Source organism: Methylobacterium brachiatum (assembly GCF_900113845.1).
GTDB classification, from domain to species: Bacteria; Pseudomonadota; Alphaproteobacteria; order Rhizobiales; family Beijerinckiaceae; genus Methylobacterium; species Methylobacterium brachiatum.
This window is the reverse complement of record NZ_FOQW01000002.1, coordinates 141,759-161,024: the sequence shown is the minus strand read 5'-3', so window position 1 is coordinate 161,024 and position 19,266 is coordinate 141,759. Positions and strand designations below refer to the sequence as shown.

22 protein-coding genes are annotated in these 19,266 nt (G+C 70.1%); 19 read left to right on the top strand and 3 right to left on the bottom strand.

The features are described from left to right. Window positions 1-328: 328 nt before the first annotated feature. The 3 genes from BMZ47_RS00695 to BMZ47_RS00685 all read left to right on the top strand — a co-directional run bounded on the left by BMZ47_RS00695 (window position 329) and on the right by BMZ47_RS00685 (window position 3,732). Window positions 329-2,242, top strand: coding sequence for a heavy metal translocating P-type ATPase (locus tag BMZ47_RS00695; RefSeq protein ID WP_091857589.1), 1,914 nt, complete (start codon window positions 329-331; stop codon window positions 2,240-2,242). 95 nt (window positions 2,243-2,337) lie between these two features. After that, complete coding sequence (locus BMZ47_RS00690) at window positions 2,338-3,150, top strand: universal stress protein (RefSeq protein ID WP_091857587.1); 813 nt, start codon at window positions 2,338-2,340, stop codon at window positions 3,148-3,150. 168 nt (window positions 3,151-3,318) lie between these two features. Continuing rightward, on the top strand, window positions 3,319-3,732 hold the full coding sequence (locus tag BMZ47_RS00685) for a BLUF domain-containing protein (protein ID WP_091857585.1): 414 nt from the start codon (window positions 3,319-3,321) through the stop codon (window positions 3,730-3,732). 288 nt (window positions 3,733-4,020) lie between these two features. On the opposite strand, the gene BMZ47_RS00680 is transcribed toward BMZ47_RS00685, so the two are convergent. After that, window positions 4,021-4,881, bottom strand: a complete 861-nt coding sequence (locus BMZ47_RS00680) for a universal stress protein (RefSeq protein WP_091857583.1) — start codon at window positions 4,879-4,881, stop codon at window positions 4,021-4,023. A gap of 308 nt (window positions 4,882-5,189) precedes the next feature. Between BMZ47_RS00680 and BMZ47_RS00675 the strand changes: the two genes are divergently transcribed. The 11 genes from BMZ47_RS00675 (at window position 5,190) to BMZ47_RS00625 (ending at window position 12,255) form a co-directional block, all read left to right on the top strand. Continuing rightward, window positions 5,190-6,737: a sensor histidine kinase gene (locus BMZ47_RS00675; protein WP_091857581.1), complete on the top strand. Its 1,548-nt coding sequence runs from the start codon at window positions 5,190-5,192 to the stop codon at window positions 6,735-6,737. Further along, the gene (fixJ, locus tag BMZ47_RS00670) at window positions 6,727-7,335 is read left to right on the top strand and encodes a response regulator FixJ (RefSeq protein WP_091857579.1); all 609 of its coding nucleotides are present in this window, start codon (window positions 6,727-6,729) and stop codon (window positions 7,333-7,335) included. Before BMZ47_RS00675 ends, fixJ begins: the two co-directional genes overlap by 11 nt. A 93-nt stretch (window positions 7,336-7,428) precedes the next feature. Continuing rightward, a complete protein-coding gene (locus tag BMZ47_RS00665) occupies window positions 7,429-7,824 on the top strand; it encodes a response regulator transcription factor (RefSeq protein WP_091857577.1) in 396 nt (131 codons plus the stop codon). 511 nt (window positions 7,825-8,335) lie between these two features. Further along, the gene (locus BMZ47_RS00660) at window positions 8,336-8,701 is read left to right on the top strand and encodes an SPW repeat protein (RefSeq protein WP_091857575.1); all 366 of its coding nucleotides are present in this window, start codon (window positions 8,336-8,338) and stop codon (window positions 8,699-8,701) included. A 95-nt stretch (window positions 8,702-8,796) separates the two neighbouring features. After that, window positions 8,797-9,021, top strand: a complete 225-nt coding sequence (locus BMZ47_RS00655; protein WP_091857573.1) for a hypothetical protein — start codon at window positions 8,797-8,799, stop codon at window positions 9,019-9,021. A gap of 121 nt (window positions 9,022-9,142) precedes the next feature. After that, window positions 9,143-9,835 carry a helix-turn-helix domain-containing protein gene (locus tag BMZ47_RS00650; protein WP_091857571.1) on the top strand — a complete coding sequence of 231 codons (693 nt, stop codon included), beginning with the start codon at window positions 9,143-9,145 and terminating at the stop codon, window positions 9,833-9,835. 77 nt (window positions 9,836-9,912) lie between these two features. After that, window positions 9,913-10,281 (top strand): SPW repeat protein, encoded by a 369-nt coding sequence (locus BMZ47_RS00645; protein ID WP_091857569.1) that lies wholly within the window; start codon window positions 9,913-9,915, stop codon window positions 10,279-10,281. Between the two features lie 157 nt (window positions 10,282-10,438). Beyond that, window positions 10,439-10,786, top strand: a complete 348-nt coding sequence (locus BMZ47_RS00640; RefSeq protein ID WP_091857567.1) for a DUF1476 domain-containing protein — start codon at window positions 10,439-10,441, stop codon at window positions 10,784-10,786. Window positions 10,787-10,838: 52 nt separating this feature from the next. Then, the gene (locus BMZ47_RS00635) at window positions 10,839-11,489 is read left to right on the top strand and encodes a BON domain-containing protein (protein ID WP_091857565.1); all 651 of its coding nucleotides are present in this window, start codon (window positions 10,839-10,841) and stop codon (window positions 11,487-11,489) included. Between the two features lie 11 nt (window positions 11,490-11,500). Beyond that, complete coding sequence (locus BMZ47_RS00630; protein ID WP_091857563.1) at window positions 11,501-11,932, top strand: hypothetical protein; 432 nt, start codon at window positions 11,501-11,503, stop codon at window positions 11,930-11,932. Next, window positions 11,929-12,255, top strand: coding sequence for a hypothetical protein (locus BMZ47_RS00625; protein ID WP_091857561.1), 327 nt, complete (start codon window positions 11,929-11,931; stop codon window positions 12,253-12,255). The genes BMZ47_RS00630 and BMZ47_RS00625 overlap by 4 nt, the downstream gene beginning before the upstream one ends. Window positions 12,256-12,484: 229 nt before the next feature. On the opposite strand, the gene BMZ47_RS00620 is transcribed toward BMZ47_RS00625, so the two are convergent. Further along, entirely contained in the window at window positions 12,485-15,031 is a 2,547-nt protein-coding gene (locus tag BMZ47_RS00620; RefSeq protein WP_091857559.1) for a phosphoketolase family protein, read from the bottom strand. Between the two features lie 132 nt (window positions 15,032-15,163). Between BMZ47_RS00620 and BMZ47_RS00615 the strand changes: the two genes are divergently transcribed. The 5 genes from BMZ47_RS00615 to BMZ47_RS00595 all read left to right on the top strand — a co-directional run bounded on the left by BMZ47_RS00615 (window position 15,164) and on the right by BMZ47_RS00595 (window position 18,255). Next, the gene (locus tag BMZ47_RS00615) at window positions 15,164-15,364 is read left to right on the top strand and encodes a hypothetical protein (RefSeq protein WP_091857557.1); all 201 of its coding nucleotides are present in this window, start codon (window positions 15,164-15,166) and stop codon (window positions 15,362-15,364) included. A 26-nt stretch (window positions 15,365-15,390) separates the two neighbouring features. Continuing rightward, window positions 15,391-16,038 carry a BON domain-containing protein gene (locus BMZ47_RS00610; protein WP_091857555.1) on the top strand — a complete coding sequence of 216 codons (648 nt, stop codon included), beginning with the start codon at window positions 15,391-15,393 and terminating at the stop codon, window positions 16,036-16,038. A 196-nt stretch (window positions 16,039-16,234) separates the two neighbouring features. Then, the gene (locus BMZ47_RS00605) at window positions 16,235-17,050 is read left to right on the top strand and encodes a universal stress protein (protein ID WP_091857553.1); all 816 of its coding nucleotides are present in this window, start codon (window positions 16,235-16,237) and stop codon (window positions 17,048-17,050) included. After that, on the top strand, window positions 17,050-17,379 hold the full coding sequence (locus tag BMZ47_RS00600; RefSeq protein WP_091857551.1) for a c-type cytochrome: 330 nt from the start codon (window positions 17,050-17,052) through the stop codon (window positions 17,377-17,379). Before BMZ47_RS00605 ends, BMZ47_RS00600 begins: the two co-directional genes overlap by 1 nt. A 15-nt stretch (window positions 17,380-17,394) precedes the next feature. After that, entirely contained in the window at window positions 17,395-18,255 is an 861-nt protein-coding gene (locus tag BMZ47_RS00595) for a universal stress protein (RefSeq protein ID WP_091857549.1), read from the top strand. Between the two features lie 176 nt (window positions 18,256-18,431). Here BMZ47_RS00595 and BMZ47_RS00590 read toward each other — a convergent pair whose 3' ends face one another. Next, entirely contained in the window at window positions 18,432-19,241 is an 810-nt protein-coding gene (locus tag BMZ47_RS00590) for a universal stress protein (protein WP_091857547.1), read from the bottom strand. Window positions 19,242-19,266: the final 25 nt, after the last annotated feature.

Below are 19,266 nucleotides of genomic sequence, written 5' to 3'. Positions count from 1 at the left end.
ACAAGATCCGGTGCGCTGCTGGCGGGTGTCGGCGCTCCATAGCGCGACGACGAATGGCAATTGATCCGCCCGGGAAGCCGAGCGGTACAGAGATCCATGATCTTGATCCATCGCAACGCAGTGACAGGCCGGGTTACGAATACATGATGGGTCACGCATGCTGAGGTGGACAGGCCACGGCTCAGTCTCGTGGCGGCGCAGCGACCCGCGATAGCTGTTACCCGGACGCGGGTATTCCGGCGATTCATCGAAGTCATTGCCTCGTCGACGCTCGAATATCCGGTGAAGCCCGTCGGGCGCAAGCTGCGGCAGCCGCGAAAATAAAGGGATGGCCGTGGGCTCGACCGCAACGCGATGGCGCGGGTTGACAGCGCTGCTACTGGGCCTTCGCGGCTGGCTCGCGATCCTCCCGCTGATCGGCCTCTGCGTCGGCCTGTGGGCGCAGGCCCAGGGACAGCCCGGCTTCGCGGCCTGGGCCTGGACGCTTCCCACGGTGACCGTGCTCGCGGTTCTCTCGATCCGGATCGCGATCAGCTTGGCCCACGGCGATATCGGCCTCGACCTCGTCGCAGCCTTATCCATGGGCGGCACGGTCGCGCTGTCCCAGCCGCTGGCCGGCGTCGTCATCGCGCTGATGTATGCAGGCGGGCAATCGCTTGAGGCCTACGCAGCGGGGCGGGCCGGTCGGGCGATGACGGCTCTGGTCGGCCGCCAGCCGCGCACCGCTTTGCGCGAGGCGGGCGGCGTCGTGAGCGATGTGCCCGTCGAGCTCCTTGCGCCGGGCGACCGCATCCTCGTGCGGGTCGGCGATGTCCTTCCGGTCGATGGCCGCGTGTGCGCGGGCCGGGCCGTCCTCGATCAGGCGAGCCTCACCGGCGAGGCGCGGCCGGTCACCTTCGAGCTGGGCGCTGCCGTGGTGAGCGGCACGCTCAATGTCGGGGCGCCCTTCACCCTCGTGGCCGAGCGCCGGGCCGCCGAGAGCACCTATGCGGGTATCGTCCGGCTGGTCGAAGCGGCTCGGGCCCAGAAGGCGCCAATGGTCCGCATGGCCGACCGCTACAGTCTCGTCTTCCTCGCGCTGACGCTGCTTCTGGCCGGGATCGCTTGGGCCGCCACGGCCGACCCCCTGCGGGCGCTGGCTGTGCTGGTCGTCGCCACGCCCTGTCCCCTGATCCTGGCCGTGCCCGTCGCTCTGGTCTCCGGGCTGTCGCGAGCGGCCGGCATCGGTGTCATCGTCAAGGGGGGCGGTGCTCTGGAAGCCCTGGCCAAGGTGCGGGTCCTGGTCATCGACAAGACCGGAACCCTGACGCTCGGCCGGGCGCGACAGAAGTCCGCGTTTGTCCTGCCGACCTTCACGGAGGCGGACGTCCTGAGGCTGGCGGCCTCCCTCGACCAGGCCTCGGGCCATCCGACGGCCCGCGCCCTGGTCGAGGACGCGCGAGGACGCGGCCTTGCGCTCGTGCCGCCCACGGCGGTGACGGAGCTTCCCGGCGAAGGCATTCGCGGTCTCGTCGCGGGACGGCAGGTCGAGGTCGGCGGCCCGCGCATGATGCGTGCGCGCGGCATCGCCTTCCCGCCCCCGGACGGCATTCGCGGAGGCAACGCGGCCGCGGCGACGGTCCTGGTCGCCGTCGACGGCATGCCGGCGGCCATCCTGGTTTTCGAGGACCCATTGCGGCCGGACGCGGCCCGGCTGCTGGCCGAGCTTCGGGCCTCCGGCATCGCGCGGGTGGTGCTCGCCACCGGCGACAGGCGCGCCGTCGCGGATACGCTCGTCGCCGGCCTGACCATCGACGCGGTGGCGGCCGACCTCGACCCGGCGGACAAGACCGCCATCGTCGCGCGGGAGCGGGCGAACGGCAGGGTGATGATGGTGGGCGACGGGATCAACGACGCGCCCGCCCTGGCAGCCGCCGATCTCGGCGTCGCGTTGGGTGCGCGGGGGGCGGCAGCCGCTGCCGAGGTGGCCGATATCGTGCTTCTCGTCGACAGCCTGGCCCCCCTGCCGAAGGCCATCCGCATCGCCAGGCGGGCCCGCGCCATCGCGTTGCAGAGCGTCTTGGCTGGTCTCGGGCTGTCCGTCGTCGGCATGGTCGCGGCGGCCCTGGGCTACCTCTCGCCCTTGCAGGGGGCGCTCCTACAGGAGGCCATCGACGTCGCCGTCATCCTGAACGCCATGCGCGTCCTCGGCGGCAGCGGCGAAGGCGCGAGGGAAGGGCTGGCCAGCCTGCGGCCCTCCTGACGCGCCCGCGTCGGCGCTGATCGTTGCGCTGAATCAAGGCGGCGAGGCCGTCCAGGGGCCAGCTTCCGTCTCCACGACGGAGGCCAGAGCCGGCCATGGGTTTTGCGAACATCCTCGTCTCCGCCGACCTCGGTGGTGCCGCGCCGGACCGGATCGGCCTCGCCGCCGACCTGGCTCGGCGGTTCGCGGCGACCCTGACCGGTGTTGCCGCCCACCCGCTTCCGGTCCCGATCCTGGTGAACGATATCGAGGCCGCCGTCGCCCACCTCCAGCAGAACGCGGACCGGATAGGCAGGCTTCTGGATGAGGCGCGCGACGTGTTCGAACGCTGCGCGGGGCCTCGGCTCCGCACGGCCTGGAACGCGGCCTTTGCCGACCCGATCGCGCATCTCGTCGCGTGTGGATGCGCCGCCGACCTCGTCGTCGTCGGCCGCTGCGGATCGGACGACGCGGATGCGGGCCCGCTCGGCGTGCGGCCGGGACCGACCGTGATGGAAGCGGGTCGCCCCGTCCTGGTCGTGCCGCCGGGAGCCAGGCATCTCAAGGGCGCCCGCATCCTCGTCGCTTGGAAGGATTGTCCCGAGGCGCGGCGGGCCGTGTCGGCTGCCCTGCCCTGTCTCCGCGTCGCGGACCATGTCCTGGTCGCCACCGTCGGCGACGACGGTCGAGGCGGGACCGCCGAGGCGGTGGCGGAGCATCTCGCCCGGCATGGCGCGCGCGTCACCACCCACTCTTTGCGGACATGCGGGCGGGCCGGCGACGAACTCATCGACTTCGCCGTGCGCCAGGATGCCGACCTGATCGTCCTGGGCGCCTACGGCCATTCACGGCTTCGGGAGTGGATCCTCGGCGGTGTCACGCGCGACCTTCTCGACCGCTCGCCGGTCTGCTGCCTGATGAGCCACTGATGGATTGACGCGGTCTCGTCCTCGGTACGCCGATCGCTCGAATGGGGCTCGTCGTGCCGTCCCACGCACAGGAGGCCCGGCGCGCGCACGCGCCTTACATCGCAGCTTGAAAGCCGATCTCGGAGGCAGCGGGATCGGAGGCGACCTCAGGTAGTCAGGGGAACGAGGATGGAAGGTTCGCTTCTCTACGTCAGCCAGCGGATGGCGAGCGACGCTGATGTGGACGACATCGTCGCGGTGTCACGGGCCCGGAATGCGCGGTTGCAGGTCACCGGCGCGCTGATCACGTCTCCGGGCCAGTTCGCACAGATCCTCGAGGGGCCGCGGGCTGCTGTGGATGAGTTGATGGACAGCATCCGTCGCGATCCACGCCATGCGGAGGTCGAGGTTCTCCTGTACGACGCCATCGACGGACGTCGTTTCCCGGACTGGTCGCTGGCCTATTCCGGCGCCTCGGTCTTCGTTGACGGGTTGATCAGGATCCTGGTGGAGCGGACGTCGCCGCAACCGGATCCGCACCATCTGCGGCGTCTGATCGACGTCATGCGGGGGTTCGCACAGGCCCCGCATGTCGCGCGATGACAGACGCGGTGATCAGCGCGGATGGGGCGCCGCCGCCTCAGCGCCGCGGTTGCGCCGGCCTGTCATTCTAGGAATCCCCAGCCGGCCTTCAGGGCTCGGAGTTTCTCCTCGTCCAGCGGTGCCGTCCACGGGATCCGATTCTGGACAGGCGTCTGCGCAGCGGCCTCGCCCCGGTGCGCATCGTCCGGCACCGGTCTGCCCTCGACCGGGCCCGGCCGAGCCGGAGCCCGTGATGGGTCGGCGTCCGGACCCGCCAATTTACAATCGCTCATGATCCGCCTCGCGCCGTCAATGGGACAGGAACAGCGGGACGGGGCTGCTCCTCAGGAGCGAGAGTGTGACGCCGCCGAAGAGGTGTTCCCGCGTCCAGGAATGCCGATAGGCCCCCATCACGATCATGTCGGCTCGGAACAGGCCGGCCTGGGCACGAAGGCTCTCGGCGACCGGGCCCCTGGCCGGTAGGTCGTTGACGCTCACGCTCACGCCGTGCCGCGCTAGGTGGGGGGCGAATTCGGCGCCCGGGACCGATGCCTCGATCTCCTCGTCCTCGCCGACCGACACGATCTCGACGGCCTCGGCGGCGCGGAGGAACGGCAGGGCGTCGTTGGCGGCGCGGGCCGCCTGCGCGCTGCCATCCCAGGCGACGATGACGCGCCGCGCGGCAAACGCCGTCTGATCCGGCGGGACGGCGATGACAGGCCGACCGCTATGGAACAGCGTCTTCTCGATCATCTCACGGTCGAGGTCATAGGTCCGCGGACCGGCATCCAGGATGGCGAGGTCGTGCAGGCGCGCCCGGGCGGCGAGCCGGCTCACCACCTCCGGGTAGGACAGGCTCGGGGTCTCCGTCGTGCAGATCATCCCGGCCTGGGCCGCATTCCCGGCGGTTCGTTCGGCGATGGACCGGGCCAGGGCGTCGAGGCGGCGATCGATCGCCGCCGCGCCGATGCTGTCGAACTCGCAGAGCCAGGAATCATCGCCCGACAGCCGCCAGGAGGCCGATTGCACCGTCAGGTGTGCGCCGGCCAGTTTCGCCAGCGTCAACCCGTAGCCGATCGCCGCTGAGGATTCCTCGCGCTCGCTCTCCACGGCGGTGCCGACCAGAACGTCGCGAATGGACGTGAGAGGGTTTGGCGTGCTTCTCGACATGGGTCGCCTCCGGTTTGAACCGGGCCCGAAATTGGCTCCTTTGCCGCGCGGTCACTTTGATTCAGCGCAAGGATTCAGCGCAAGACCGGCCATGCCGAACCCCGCCGACGCTGCCGATGGGGTCGAGCCGACTGCCGGCACTGGATGGGACGGATTGCCGTCGCCGGCACCGAAGAACGTCCGGATTCCGAGCAAGTTAGCTTTGGCCGATCCGGGGCGCGAGCTATAGGTCATGTGCGGATCATGCCGGTGGCGAACCGGTAAGCCCCCCGGCACCGCAGCCCAAGTGACCACTTCGGTTGGGAGCGATGACGAATTCCATCGTGTCGTCCGGCACGGATCCGGCCGGCGGCATCCTGGCCGCCGACGAACTCCGCAAGCTCCTCGACGAAGTCGGCATCTGCATCTGGTCGCTGGACATTCCGACCGGTCGGGCCACGATCTCGCCGACCTGCGCCAAGCTGTTCGGCGTCCGGCCCGAGCAGCTCGATACCTTCGCCGCCACGCAGGCCCTGGTTCATCCGGACGACCGCCAGGCCAGGGCGGACGCGATCCACACGGCCCTGCGCGAGGGCGGACGCTACGAGGTCGATTATCGCGTGCTGCGGCCGGACGGACATGTCTGCTGGCTTCGGTCGCGCGGCGGGGTGCAGCTCGATCCCGGAGGCCGCCCGGTCCGGCACCGGGGCGTCGTCCTCGACATCGACGCGGAAAAGCGCGCCGAAGCGGATCTGCGCGCGCGGGAGGCGCATCTGCAATCCATCCTCGACACTGTTCCGGAGGCGATGGTGGTCATTGACGAGGTGGGCTCGATCCACTCGTTCAGCACGGCGGCCGAGCGCTTGTTCGGCTACACGGCGGCCGAGGCGACCGGGCAGAACGTCCGCATGCTGATGCCGGAGCCGATGCGCGCCGAGCACGATGGCTATCTCGACCGCTACAGGCGGACCCGCGAGCGGCGCATCATCGGAACCACGCGGGTGGTGACCGGCCGTAGGCAGGACGGCTCGACCTTCCCGATGGAGCTCGCCATCGGCGAGATGCGCTCGGGCGACCAAGTGTTCTTCACCGGCTTCATCAACGATCTGACGGAGAGCCAGCAGACCCAGGCCCGGCTCCAGGAGCTTCAGGCCGAGCTCGTCCACATGTCCCGTGTCAGCGAGATGGGCGAGATGGCCTCCGCCCTGGCGCACGAGCTGAACCAACCGCTCGGCGCGATCAGCAACTACACCAAGGGCTGCCGCCGCCTGCTCGCGCGGGCCGAACCGGAGACTATCGCCAAGACCATCGAGATCCTCGACAAGACCGCCGAGCAGGCATTGCGGGCCGGGCAGATCATCCGCCGCCTGCGCGAGTTCGTCGCCCGCGGCGAGACGGAGAAGCGCGTCGAATCCGTCTCGCGGCTGATCGAGGAAGCCGCAGCCCTCGCCCTGGTGGGCGGGCGCCAGGAGGGGGTCAGCCTGCGGGTGACGCTCGCCCCCCGCATCGGCGCGGTGCTGGCCGACCGCGTGCAGGTTCAACAGGTCCTGATCAACCTGATCCGGAACGCACGCGAGGCCATGCTGCACAGCCCGCGGCGCGACCTCGCCATCGTGGCGCGACGATTGCCCCCGGGGATGGTCGAGATCGCCGTGGCGGATACCGGGCCCGGTATCTCGGAGGTCGTGGCGGATCGCCTGTTCCAGCCCTTCGTCACGACCAAGCGGACCGGGATGGGCGTCGGGCTGTCGATCTGCCGGACCATCATCGAGGCGCATGGCGGGCGCCTCACGGTCGAGCGGAACCCGGACGGCGGTGCGACCTTCCGGCTGACCCTGCAGGCCGCGCACGAAGGAGACATCACCGATGGCGAATAGCCTCGTGCACGTGGTGGATGACGATGCGGCCATGCGGGACTCGATCAGCTTCCTGCTCGACACCGCGGGATTTACGGTTGTGCTCTACGAGGACGGGGCAAGCTTGCTCGACCGCCTCACGGCGCCCGCCTCCGGTTGCATCCTGACGGATATCCGGATGCCCGGGATCGACGGGCTGGAACTCCTCCGCCGCCTGCGGGCCGTCGGCCACACGCTCCCGGTGATCATGATGACCGGTCACGGCGACGTGCCGCTGGCGGTCGAGGCGATGAAGCTCGGAGCCTGCGATTTCATCGAGAAGCCGTTCGACGACGCGTTGCTTCTCCAGGCGCTGCGCGCCGCGACGGAGCGGGGTGATCCGTCCGAGGCAGCCGACCCCGCCCTTCAGGACTTCATGCGGCGGGTCGGGACCTTGAGCGAGCGCGAGCGCCAAGTGCTCGAGCGCCTCGTCGCCGGCGGGACCAGCAAGGATATCGGTCGCGCCCTCGATATCAGCTACCGGACCGTGGAGATCTATCGGGCCAAGCTCATGGCCAAGACGCATGCGGCCAGCCTCCAGGAACTGGTGCGCTGGGCGGTCCTGGCCGGCATCGCCTGAGAGGCCGTTGAGATAGGTCAAGGTCGGCTTGTACGCTTTCGCCGAGATTCCATTCTCGGGCGCCCCAGCCGGGCGCTCCCTCCGGCCGCCGTCATGTCATCCGACCCATCCACCATCTTCGTCGTAGACGACGATCCCGCCATCCTGCACTCGATGCGCTTCCTCCTCGAGAGCGAGGGGCACCGCGTCGAGGCCTTCGCGAGCGGCGACGCGGTGCTGCAGGCTTTTCCCGGCCCGAGCCCGGCCTTCGTGATCCTCGATCAGGTCATGCCCGGGATGGACGGGTTGGAAGTGTTCCGGCGTCTGCGGGCATCCGGCCTCGCGACGCCGGCCGTGCTGATGACCGGGCACCCCGACCCCGGCATCCGCGCCCGCGCCCGTGACGCCGGCCTGCCCCTGATCGAGAAGCCGCTCGCGCTCGACGCCTTCATGACCATGCTGGCTGCCGGCGAAGCCGAGCCGCGTTCGCGCGAAGGTCCGACGGACTAGACAGCCCGCCGCGGGATCTTGCGGGCGCGGCGGCTTGCGCGGAGTGGCCCAGGGCGCAGCGTGCGTGACACGGCCTGCACTTTCCCCGTTCCGGCTGAACCGAGAGCCTGACCGCTCCCGGGCGGCCCGACCTTGATCCAGCGCAATCCCGCCCCTGGCACGTCGGGGAATGCGAGGCCGAACGGTCTGCGACCCTACTCTCCATGCGGTGTGGACGCCGCCGCGGTCGGCGCGTTTCGCCGATCTCGACAGTCGAGGCTCGACGTCGCGGCCCCGGGATGACGAAGCCGATGGTCAATGCGAATGCGTCGCCTGCCAAGCGATCCGTCAAGCTTTCGGCGACGATGAAAACAGATAACGGAGCGGGTCCTGCGTTGCGAAAAGCGTATTGATGCAGGTCAATGCCTGGGCGCAGCATCCGGCAAGGATTTTCTCAGTGCAGGCGACGGGTCTTCCGCCGCTCGATCACGGGCCCGATGGCGGACGTGGTCCCTGTCTTGAGGAGGGACGCATGCGCGTTCTGGAGAACCGAACCGAAGATATGGCCTCGAATGCCGTGACCATCCTGCTCGGCATCACGCTCGCCTTGGCGCCCTGGTATCTGGGATTGGGCTACGAGACCGCCGCCGCGCGCAACGCCTTCGCCTGCGGCGGTGCCATCACGTTCATTGCGGTGCTCGCCCTCGGCGTGACCTACGAATGGGAGGAATACCTCAACCTCGCCCTCGGCCTCTGGGTGACGATGGCGCCCTGGGCACTCGGATTCGAAGAGCTTCGCTCCGCCATGGGCGTCCACGTCATCGTCGGGCTCGCCGTCACCATCATGGCCGGAGCGGAGCTTCGGAAGCTCTACGGCCCCCGCACGCAATCCATGTGATCGGGCCGCGACCGTCCCGCGACGGGCCGCGCCGGGACATCGCGTCCGGCGCGGCGCGATTGCGAGCACGGCTCGTCCCGACGCGGAGCAGGATCATGCCGATCGACCTCTTCGCCGTCGCCGCCGCCGCATCCTTCACGATGGGCTGCGCGTCGATCCACGCGCTGCAGCGCCATGCCGAGCTCGTAACCCTCGTCCTGGCGGTGCTGGCCTACGGGCTCCTCGTTGCCGTCGGCTGGATGCTGGCGATCCGGGCGGCCGTGATGGCGCCGTCCAACCCGACGGCCGGCTGGGTCTTCGTAGCGGCCGGGGCGATGTGAGGCCGGGCGAAGCGCCTACGTAAGTTCCCTTATGCAAGCTTGCTTAAGCGACCGCACGGAATTTCGCGGCGTTCGAGAAGCGACCAGTCTCGCCCCCATCGATACCGATGAGGAGCGACCGATGACCAACCCGTTCGTGCAGCCGATCGTGTCGAACAGGCCGGCCGGTCGGCCCTCGCCGGCCGTCGACGACCGGGACAGTGTTCTGTTCGCAGATTGCCCCGAGCTCATCGGGACGCCCTTCGCGTATGCCCGTGAGGAGGAAATCTACGGCGAGGGCGAGGACGCGGAATTCGTCTACCGGGTCGTCGCCGGCGCGGTGCGCACGCACAAGGTGCTGAGCGACGGACGCCGCCTGATCACCGGTTTCCATCTGCCGGGTGACCTGTTCGGCTTCGAGCAGGGCGAGAGCTACCGGCACACGGCCGAGGCGCTCTCCGACACGAAGGTCCGCATCTTCCGGCGGCGGCAGATCGAGCGCGTCGCGGCCCAGCGGGCCGATGTGGCCTGCCATCTCTGGGACATGGCGGCGAACGGCCTCCGCAGCGCCCAGGATCACATGCTGCTGCTCGGACGCCGCTCGGCGCATGAGCGCGTCGCCGCCATCCTGCTCGACGTCGATACCCGCCTGGGGGGCACAGGCACCTTCGACCTGCCGATGACCCGGCGCGACATCGCCGACTATCTCGGGCTCACGATCGAGACCGTGTCGCGCACCTTCTCGCTGCTCGAAGCCGAGCGGGCCCTGGTGCGCTCCGGCGCCCGGACCGTCACGCTGCACCGCGTACGCCTGCGGCGGATGGTCGAGGATTGAGGCTTGATCCACCTCAAGGAGCGGTGGATGGGCACGGCGCACGCTTCCCCGCCTGACATTGCTCAGGGGAGCGGACGATGCGCACGATCAAGAACCAGCCCGAAGACCTGTTTCTCGGCATCTGGAACCTGCTGCTGGGCGCGGGACTGGCCGTCGCCCCCTGGTATTTCGGCTTCTCCGGCGAACCCGTCGCCGCCTGGAACGCCTGGGCGACCGGGGCGGCGGTGATCGCGCTCGCCCTCCTCACGATGAAGCAGACCTACGCCTGGGAGGAATACGCCATCGCCGCCGCGGGGCTCTGGAGCTGCGCGGCGCCCTGGATCCTCGCCTTCGCGGATACGACCGCCGGGATCTGGGCGCATGTCGGCTTCGGCATCGCCCTGATCGTCTCGGCCGGCTCCGCATTGTGGCGGCTGCGCGATTCGCCCGCGGCCTACGAGATCTGATCGCCCGCGCATCGGACGAGGTCGGGCGACCACCGGCGCAGGGCACCGGCCCCCCACGCGCACGTTGATCTGTCTCAAGGTCCGCCGCAGCGGCCGGTCGGAGAATGCCTGGTCCGTTGCCGGCACAATCGGCACAGCTCCGCGAGGGAGGCGTCCCATGACCACGACGTTCGACGAGCGCGAACAGGCCTTCGAGCGCCGCTTCGCCTACGAGGAGGAGGCGCGCTTTCACACCCGCAACCGGCGCAACAGGCTCCTGGCCACCTGGGCCTGCGAGCGGATGGGTCTGACCGGCAAGGCGTCCGAGGGCTACGTCACGGCCTTCACCGAGGGCGCCGTGGTGACCCGCGACGAGGATCTGCTCGCGCGGCTTCACGACGACCTGCGGGATGCCGGCGTCGAGGCGCCGCTCCCGGTCCTGCGCACCGAGATGGAGCGCTGCGCCCGGCTCGCCCAGGCGGAACGGCGCGTCGGCCTTGCGCTGGATCAAGGCTCGTCGGCCTAGCGCGTCCACACTCCGGTCTTCCGCGCAACGTGGAGATACCGGGAGAGACGACATGACCGACAAGGATCTGCGCCGCGACGTCCTCGACGAGCTCGACTTCGACCCCAGCCTCGATGCCGGCGATATCGGCGTCGCCGTCTCCAACGGCGTCGTGACCCTCACGGGCCATGTCGGCAGCTATGCCGAGAAGGTCGAGGCCGAGCGCGCCGTCCGCCGGGTCAAGGGCGTGCGCGCCATCGCCCAGGAGATCCAGGTCCGCTTCGCCGACGCCAAGAAGATCGAGGACGACCAGATCGCCCGGCGGGCGCTCGCGATCATCGACTGGTCCGTCCACCTCCCCAAGGACGCCATCCAGGTCAAGGTCGCCGGCGGCTGGATCACCCTGACCGGCGCGGTGCCCTGGCAGTATCAGGCGATGGGCGCCGAGGCGGCCGTGCGCCGGCTCGGCGGCGTCTTCGGGGTCACGAACCTCATCGCGATCAAGCCCGAAATCCGGCCGACGGCGATCAAGGACCGGATCCTGGAGGCATTCAAGCGGGGGGCGCTGTTCGAGGCGGACGCGATCAAGGTCAGCGTCGCGGGCGACAAGGTCATCCTGGAGGGCGCCGTGACCGCCTCGGCCGAGCGCGAAGCCGCCGAGCGCGCGGCCTGGTCGGTGCCGGGCGTGCGGTCCGTCGAGGACCGGATCGTCGCCCTGTCCTGAGGAGCCGGGCCATGACCCATTCCACACACGACACGACGTCCGCCGCGCTGCACCGGGTGACCCTGACGCTGGCGCGCTGCCCGGACTATCCGGACGGCAGCGCCGGCCGCGGCTACGAGATCGTCGCGCCCCTGGGCCCGGACGGTCACCTCGACGCGGCGCTCTGGCGGGCCATCCGCGACCATTGCCGGGTGCTCCGCTTCTGGACCGGCGAGCCCGACCGGCACGGCCGCCTCGTCCACCGCGCCGGCGGCGAAGGCGGCGCGACCTGGCTGATCGACTACGACGACCGCACCACCGCGGACGACGAGCCGGGCTACCGCCTCGGCGCGCACGCCTTCGTCCCCGGCGAATACGTCTCGATCCGCGAGGTCGACGACGCGGCCTACCGCACCTTCATGGTCGCCCGTGTCGGCGACGCCATTCCCGGAGGTCCGCCATGACGCCGCTATCCGCGCCCTTGCCCGCGGCCGACACCGATCGCCATCCGGGGCTGGACCCGCTCGAGAATCCCTGGCTGATCCTGTGGCGCACGCTCTGGTTCGACGTGCCGATCCTCTGGGCCAACGAGATCGATCGGTTGCTGGACCGGGCGGCCGGACCGCTGACCGACGCCGCACCGCTCCCCGATGGACGTCGGGAGAATGGCGGTGAGACGGGGCTCGGGATGGTCGACGCTTCTGTGACGCCGGAGGTGGCGGTCGCCCTCGGCCTCGGATGCGGGGATTATGCGGAGGCGATACTCGGCGCGATCGGTCAGAACTGAATCCTTGATCGCTCTCAGATCGCGCGCGGCCATCGCTCCGGTGGCCGCGCGCTCAATTCATCTCGGCTCGCCGGATCCCCGAGCGGCCCCTCGATACCAGGGCGATGCGCACCGGCTTGAGCCGCGGCACAGGCGGGAGGACACGCCTGCGAGCCAGCATCGACCCGAAAGCGCGGTTTGGCCTCCGGGTTGATCCGTTGCCCGAAACCCGACGCATCATCGCCTGGCTTTACCGGGTGGCGATCCAGCTATCCACGCTCTCGCCCGGGCGGGGAGCCTCCGCGGTCTCCGGACCGCCCTGCATGATGTCGCCCTCGATCCGGCGCGGGTCGGAATGCGCCGACGGAGGCCGTTCCGGCCAGGTCCAGTCCTTGACCTCGGGCAGGTCGTCGCCGGTCCGGCGGACGAACGCCCGATGCGTCGCTAGGATCTCCCGGAGCGCGCGCTCGGCGTGCTCGCGACGCTCCCCGAGGCGCGGGGCGGCCTGCAACGCGGCCAGCGCCAGATGGAACCGGTCGAGGCGGTTCATCACGCACATGTCGAAGGGCGTCGTCGTGGTGCCCTCCTCGATGAAGCCGTGGACGTGGAAGTTTGCGTGGTTCGTCCGCCTGTAGGTCAGCCGATGGATGAGCCACGGATAGCCGTGATAGGCGAAGACCACCGGCCGGTCGTGGGTGAACAGACCGTCGAACGTCGAATCGTCGAGCCCGTGCGGGTGGATGTCCGGCGAAGGCAGGGTCATCAGGTCGACGACGTTGACCACCCGAACCCGCAGCTCCGGCACGTGCCGGCGCAGCCAGTCGACCGCCGCGAGGGTTTCCTGGGTCGGGACGTCGCCGGCGCAGGCCATGACCACGTCGGGCGCGGCATCGCCCGCGTTCGAGGCCCAATCCCAGATCCCGGCTCCGGCCGCGCAGTGCTTGGCGGCCTCGTCCAGGGTCAGCCATTGCAGGGCGGGCTGCTTGCCGGCCACCACGACGTTGATGCGGTCATAGGTGCGCAGGCAATGGTCGGTCACGCAGAGCAGGCTATTCGCGTCCGGCGGCAGGTAGATCCGGGCGGTGTCGCCGCGCTTGTTGGCCACGAAGTCGATGAAGCCCGGATCCTGGTGGCTGAAGCCGTTATGGTCCTGGCGCCAGACATGGGAGGACAGCAGGATGTTCAGGGACGGCACCGGCCGCCGCCAGGGCAGGTCGCGCGAGGATTTCAGCCACTTGGCGTGCTGGTTCACCATCGAATCGACCACGTGGGCGAAGGCCTCGTAGGTCGCGAACAGGCCGTGCCGGCCGGTCAGCACGTAGCCTTCGAGCCAGCCCTCGCAGAGATGCTCGCTCAGAACTTCCATGACGCGCCCGTCGCGGGCGAGATGGTCGTCCCCCGGGAGGAGCGTTTCCTGCCAGGCGCGGTTCGTCACGTCGAACACCGCGTCAAGCCGGTTCGAGGCGGTCTCGTCCGGACCCATGATCCGGAAGTTGCGCGCCTCCGCATTCAGGGTCAGGACCTCGCGGAGATAAGTCCCCAGGGCCCGGGTCGCTTCGGCGACTGAGCGGCCCGGACTTGCCACGGCGACGGCGAAGCGTTGCAGATCCGGCAGACGCAGGGCGCGTGTTCCGTGCGCGTTGGCATGCGGGTTCGCCGAGATGCGCCGGGGGCCCTTCGGCGCCAGAGCCGCGAGTTCGGGCACGAGCGCACCGTCGACGTCGAACAGCTCTTCCGGCCGGTAGGCGTGCATCCACTGTTCGAGGATCGCGAGATGGTCGGGGGTCTCGCGCACGGCCGCGACCGGCACCTGATGCGCGCGCCACGTCCCCTCGACCGGCTTCCCGTCGACGGATTTCGGGCCGGTCCAGCCTTTGGGGCTGCGCAGCACGATCATCGGCCAGCGCGGCCGCCCGGCTCCACCGCTGCGCGCGCTCGATTGGATCTGCGCGATGTCGTCCAAGGCCGCGTCGAGCGCCTTCGCCATCGCCTGGTGCATGGAGGCCGGGTCGCCGCCCGCGACGAAGGTCGGCTCGTAGCCGTAGCCGATCAGCAGGCTGCGCAGCTCGTCTTGCGGCATGCGGGCGAGCAGCGTCGGGTTGGCGATCTTGTAGCCGTTGAGATGGAGGATCGGCAGGACGGCCCCGTCGTGACGCGGATCGAGAAACTTGTTCGAGTGCCAGGCGGCGGCGAGTGGGCCGGTCTCGGCCTCGCCGTCGCCGACCACGCAGGCGACGATCAGGCCGGGATTGTCGAAGGCCGCGCCGAAAGCGTGGGTCAGCGAATAGCCGAGCTCACCGCCCTCGTGGATCGAGCCCGGCAGTTCCGGCGAAGCGTGGCTCGGGATGCCGCCCGGGAACGAGAATTGCCTGAACAGCCGGCCCATCCCATCGAGATCGCGCGCCACGTCCGGGTAGATCTCGCTGTAGGTCCCCTCGAGATACGCGTTCGCGACGAGCCCCGGCGCGCCATGGCCCGGTCCCCAGACCGCCAACATGTCGAGGTCGCGCTGGCAGATGGCCCGGTTCAGGTGCGCGTAGATGAAGTTGAGGCCCGGCGTCGTGCCCCAATGGCCGAGAAGCCGCGGCTTGACGTGTTCCGGCTTGAGCGGCTCGCGCAGCAGCGGGTTCGCCATCAGGTAGATCTGGCCGACCGAGAGGTAGTTGGCCGCGCGCCAATACGCGTCGATCCGCCGAAGGCTGTCCGGTCCGAGTGGGCCCGGCACGAAGGCCAGGTCGTGACCGGCGTCCGGACGTGCGCGGCAGCGGCTGTCCCTCGGCTCGTGCGATGCGTCCATGTCGGGCTCCCAGGAGATGCGAATCTCAGGGGCGACGATGCCGGCGCGGCAGGTGAACGGCGTTGAGGTGGATCAACGCGGCCGTGGACCGACCCGGCAGGATGCTCCCGTCAGACGAGACGGGAGCGAACGATGATTCTGGTGCTGCGATCCACACACGGCACGACAGCCCGCAGCGTACGGCCGCCCATCACGCTGGAGGCCCGCAATGACGCCGGCGCCAGGATCATCGCGGATGCCGCACGCTACCAGACCATCGGCAGCTTCCAGGCGCTGGCCCTGGCTGTCGCGGCCGCGGTGGTGACGCCGGCGCTGCTCGGGCTGGCCCTTTGAGGCCCGGTGACCGGAGGAGACCTGCGATGGACGACAGGACGGTACGCCGGCACGTGACGGACGAGTTGGACTTCGCCCCCATGATCGACGCGGCGCAGATCGGGGTCGCAGTCGAGAACGGCGTCGTGACCCTGACCGGGCATGTCCGGAACTACGCCGAGAAGCGCATCGCGGAACGCGTCGCGCTCCGGGTCCGCGGCGTCCGCGCCGTCGTCGAGCAGATCGGCGTCCGCCCTCCGGACAGCGTCCGGGTCGATGACGAGGCTCTCGCCGACCGGTGTGCCAAGGTCCTCGAATGGGACGTGCAGGTTCCGGAGCGATCGGTCGAGATCAAGGTCGCGAAGGGCTGCGTGACCCTGCAGGGCTGCGTGCCCCATTACCATCAGAAGGCGGCGGTCGATAAGGCCCTGCGCCGCCTGGCCGGGGTCACCGACATCGTCAATCTCATCGCCGTCACGCCGCCGGTTCAGCCGGACGCGGTGAAGGCCCGCATCCTGGCGGCCCTGAAGCGGAACGCCAAGGATCCGGACACGATCCGCGTCGCGGTGGACGGCGACGTGGTCATCCTGGACGGATGCGTCGATGTCTGGCGCGAGCGCGATCTGGCCGAGCGTGCCGCTTGGTCCGCGCCTGGGGTGCGGGCCGTCGAGGACCGCCTGACCCTGGCAGGATAAGGGCGCGCGGCTGCTCGCCGGGGTTCCGAAAGGGGTCGGCGCCCTCCAGGGCGCCGGCATTCTCGTGCCGTGAATCCACGGTCGGCCCGCCTCGAAGCCGGCAAGACTTCCCTTTGAGGTGGATCAACGCCCGGCCCGGAAAAGGGCGCGAGGGTGCCTACGGCGGAACCGACGAGTCCGAGGACGGGAGGCGGTCATGACGATCTGCAACATCATGGTCTCGGTGGATCTCGGGGCCGCGGCCGCGGACCGCATCCAGCTCGCCGCCGGCATCGCCGAGCGCTTCGAGGCCAAGCTGACCGGCGTCGCCGCGCGGCAGGTCGTCACCATGATCCCGGTGGAAAGCCCCGACGCGTCGGAACGCATCTTCGCGATCGAGGAGCAGCGGGCGCGCGAGGATCTGGCCGAGGCCCGGGCGCTGTTCGAGCGCGAGGCCGGGACGCGGGTCAAGACGGCATGGCGCTCCGCCCTGGCCGAGCCGTTGAGCTACGTCATCGAGCAGGCCCGCGCGGCCGATCTCGTGGTGCTGGGCCGTCGCGGCCCGGGCGATGGCGACCCGGGCCTGATGGACGTTCCCGTCGGGGCGTTGCTGATGGAAGTCGGGCGTCCGATCCTCGTCGCGCCGCCCGGCATCGAGCGCCTTGCCGCCAGCCGGATCGTAGTGGCCTGGAAGGACACGCGCGAAGCGCGCCGGGCGGTCCACGACGCCTTGCCGTTCCTGACCCGGGCCGACCGGGTCCACGTCGCGGTGGTCGGGGCCGGCGCGGGCCAGGAGGGGGCCGCGGATGTCGCGGCGTACCTGTCGGGTCACGGCGTCCATGTGAGCACCCACCTGCTGCACCAGCCCGAGACCGGTGCGGCCGACGAGCTGCGCCGGTTCGCCCGGCGCGAGGAGGCGGACCTGATCGTCATGGGCGCCTACGGCCATTCCAGGCTGCGCGAGTGGATCCTCGGCGGTGCCACCCGGGACATGCTGCAGGGCACGTCGCTCTGCTGCCTGATGAGCCACTGATGGGCGCGGCCTCTCCCCTCGCGGCGGCCCTTGCCGCATGGCTGGCTATCCAGGGTGGTCAGGCGGAGGCCTGGGACCGGCAGGTGCACCTGGGCGAGACCCTCGCCCGGACGCACTGCGCCCGCTGCCATGCCGTGGGCCGCGCCGGGACCAGCCCGTGGCCCGATGCGCCGCCCTTCCGCGAGCTTCACACGCGCTATCCCGTCGAGGATCTGGGCGAGGCGCTTACCGAGGGCATTCGCACCGGGCATCCGAGCATGCCCGAGTTCCGGTTCGAGCCCGACCAGGCCGACGCCCTCATCGCCTACCTGAGATCCCTTGAGCGCTGAGCGAGGAGCCCCCCGATGTCCATGCGCTGTCTGCTCGTCCCCACCGCCCCCGGGATCGATCCCACCCACAGGCTGGAGGCGGCGCTGCGCCTCGGTCGCCGCCTCGAGGCCCATATCGGCGTCAGCTTCCTGTCGCCCGGACCGGAACACGTGCTGGCCGGCATGGCGAGCCTCGTACCCCTCGATGCCAGGACGGTCGAGGCGATCGAGCAGGGCGTGCGCGCGGCGGCGGCGGAGAGCAAGTCCGCCCTGCAGGCCTGGTGCGAGCGCAGGTCCGTGCCGCTGATCGCGAGACCCGAGCGCCTCGACGCCACCTTCGCGACCTGGACCGAGCTCTACGGCGAGGTCGAGCCGCTCCTGACCCTGGCCGGACGCGTCCATGACCTCGTCGTGGTCGATCGGCCCGATCCGAACGTGTCGTTCACGGGGCGCGCGCTCGACACGGCCCTGTTCTCGGTGGGGCGGCCGACGCTGATGGTCGGCGACACCGTTCCGCACGATCTGCTGGACCATGTGTTCGTGGCCTGGAACGGCAGCCTGGAGGCGACGCGCCTCATCGGCCAGTCCATCGGGTTGCTGCACGAGGCGACGCGGGTCACGGTCGTGCATGCGCAGACCGAGCGCTTCGACGAAGCGCGGGCCGTGGACCTGTGCGCGTATCTGCGCTGGCATGGCATCGTGGCCGAGGCCGTGACCGTGCCGATTCAAGACGGGACATCGGTCGGCGCGGCGATCCTCGGCGAGGCCGAGCGGCGCAACGCCTCCCTGCTCGCGATGGGCGCCTACACCCACAGCCGCGTCCGCGAGTTCCTGCTCGGGGGCGTGACGCGGCATGTCATCGAGCATGCGCGCCTGCCGATCCTGATGGCGCACTGACGTTTTTGCGGGATTGCGATCGAGCCGGCTCCGGTTTCCGACGATCCGGCAGCGGCCCGCACTCCGACGGTACGTTACGCGCACGCACGACCTCCGCATCCGCCGCAAATGCCGGGGGCCATAGCGGCGAGCCTGCGCAGCGTCGCGGCCCGCACGATCGCGCGTCGTTGCGGCGATCAGTGGCTCATCAGACAGCAGACCGGGGCACCGGCCAGCAGGTCCCGGGTCACGCCGCCGAAGGCCCATTCGCGCAGGCGGCCATGGCCGTAGGCGCCCATGACGATGAGATCGGCGCCGTATTCGGCGGCCACGTCGACGAGGGCTTCGGAGGCCGCGGCACCGAGGGCATCCCGGGCAACGCTGGTCGCGTCCACGTCATGGGCTTGCAGGAAGCCGACGACATCCCGCGTATCGGCGGCACCCCGCCCATCGTCGATGGACACGATGACGGCCTGGGACGCGCGCTTGAGGAACGGCAAGGCGTCCCGGACCGCCCGGCGCGCCTCGCGGGTGTCCTTCCAGCCGATGGCGACGCGCCGGGCCTCCAGATGATCGACCCGGGGCGGCACGATCAGCACCGGGCGGCCGAGGCGCATCACGGCATCGCCGGGATCGACCGCCATGCAGGGATTTCCGTCATCGCCGCGTCCCAGCACCACGAGGTCCGCGGCGGCGGCCTGCGAAGTCAGGAAGGCCAGCGGAAAATCGAGGCTCGACCGCCATTCGATCCGGCTTCGCCCACGCGCGGCGTCCTCGAACGCCGTGCGGGCGCGGCTGAGATCGTTGAGGACGGCGTCCCGGATTGCCGGGATGCCGTACGTTCCCCCCGGCGTCGGACCGACCGGGCAACCGCCATAATCCGGCATCTGCGCAGCGAGGCCGATGAGCCGGGCGTGGAACGTGTCGGCCAGATCCGCGCCGAGGCCGGTGCGGGGACGCGCTTGGTCGCCGAGATCGACCGCGACCATGATGCTTGCGTAGGTCATGGCAGGACTCCGGAAGGACGGACAG

Excerpts from the sequence above, each read along its gene's own strand:
- BMZ47_RS00590 (WP_091857547.1), bottom strand. The coding sequence starts at position 19,241 with ATGACCTACGCAAGCATCATGGTCGCGGTCGATCTCGGCGACCAAGCG.
- BMZ47_RS00620 (WP_091857559.1), bottom strand. The coding sequence starts at position 15,031 with ATGGACGCATCGCACGAGCCGAGGGACAGCCGCTGCCGCGCACGTCCG.
- BMZ47_RS00630 (WP_091857563.1), top strand. The coding sequence starts at position 11,501 with ATGACCCATTCCACACACGACACGACGTCCGCCGCGCTGCACCGGGTG.
- BMZ47_RS00615 (WP_091857557.1), top strand. The coding sequence starts at position 15,164 with ATGATTCTGGTGCTGCGATCCACACACGGCACGACAGCCCGCAGCGTA.
- BMZ47_RS00675 (WP_091857581.1), top strand. The coding sequence starts at position 5,190 with ATGACGAATTCCATCGTGTCGTCCGGCACGGATCCGGCCGGCGGCATC.
- BMZ47_RS00690 (WP_091857587.1), top strand. The coding sequence starts at position 2,338 with ATGGGTTTTGCGAACATCCTCGTCTCCGCCGACCTCGGTGGTGCCGCG.
- BMZ47_RS00635 (WP_091857565.1), top strand. The coding sequence starts at position 10,839 with ATGACCGACAAGGATCTGCGCCGCGACGTCCTCGACGAGCTCGACTTC.
- BMZ47_RS00600 (WP_091857551.1), top strand. The coding sequence starts at position 17,050 with ATGGGCGCGGCCTCTCCCCTCGCGGCGGCCCTTGCCGCATGGCTGGCT.
- fixJ (WP_091857579.1), top strand. The coding sequence starts at position 6,727 with ATGGCGAATAGCCTCGTGCACGTGGTGGATGACGATGCGGCCATGCGG.
- BMZ47_RS00645 (WP_091857569.1), top strand. The coding sequence starts at position 9,913 with ATGCGCACGATCAAGAACCAGCCCGAAGACCTGTTTCTCGGCATCTGG.
- BMZ47_RS00610 (WP_091857555.1), top strand. The coding sequence starts at position 15,391 with ATGGACGACAGGACGGTACGCCGGCACGTGACGGACGAGTTGGACTTC.
- BMZ47_RS00625 (WP_091857561.1), top strand. The coding sequence starts at position 11,929 with ATGACGCCGCTATCCGCGCCCTTGCCCGCGGCCGACACCGATCGCCAT.
- BMZ47_RS00665 (WP_091857577.1), top strand. The coding sequence starts at position 7,429 with ATGTCATCCGACCCATCCACCATCTTCGTCGTAGACGACGATCCCGCC.
- BMZ47_RS00595 (WP_091857549.1), top strand. The coding sequence starts at position 17,395 with ATGTCCATGCGCTGTCTGCTCGTCCCCACCGCCCCCGGGATCGATCCC.
- BMZ47_RS00660 (WP_091857575.1), top strand. The coding sequence starts at position 8,336 with ATGCGCGTTCTGGAGAACCGAACCGAAGATATGGCCTCGAATGCCGTG.
- BMZ47_RS00650 (WP_091857571.1), top strand. The coding sequence starts at position 9,143 with ATGACCAACCCGTTCGTGCAGCCGATCGTGTCGAACAGGCCGGCCGGT.
- BMZ47_RS00655 (WP_091857573.1), top strand. The coding sequence starts at position 8,797 with ATGCCGATCGACCTCTTCGCCGTCGCCGCCGCCGCATCCTTCACGATG.
- BMZ47_RS00680 (WP_091857583.1), bottom strand. The coding sequence starts at position 4,881 with ATGTCGAGAAGCACGCCAAACCCTCTCACGTCCATTCGCGACGTTCTG.
- BMZ47_RS00695 (WP_091857589.1), top strand. The coding sequence starts at position 329 with ATGGCCGTGGGCTCGACCGCAACGCGATGGCGCGGGTTGACAGCGCTG.
- BMZ47_RS00685 (WP_091857585.1), top strand. The coding sequence starts at position 3,319 with ATGGAAGGTTCGCTTCTCTACGTCAGCCAGCGGATGGCGAGCGACGCT.
- BMZ47_RS00640 (WP_091857567.1), top strand. The coding sequence starts at position 10,439 with ATGACCACGACGTTCGACGAGCGCGAACAGGCCTTCGAGCGCCGCTTC.
- BMZ47_RS00605 (WP_091857553.1), top strand. The coding sequence starts at position 16,235 with ATGACGATCTGCAACATCATGGTCTCGGTGGATCTCGGGGCCGCGGCC.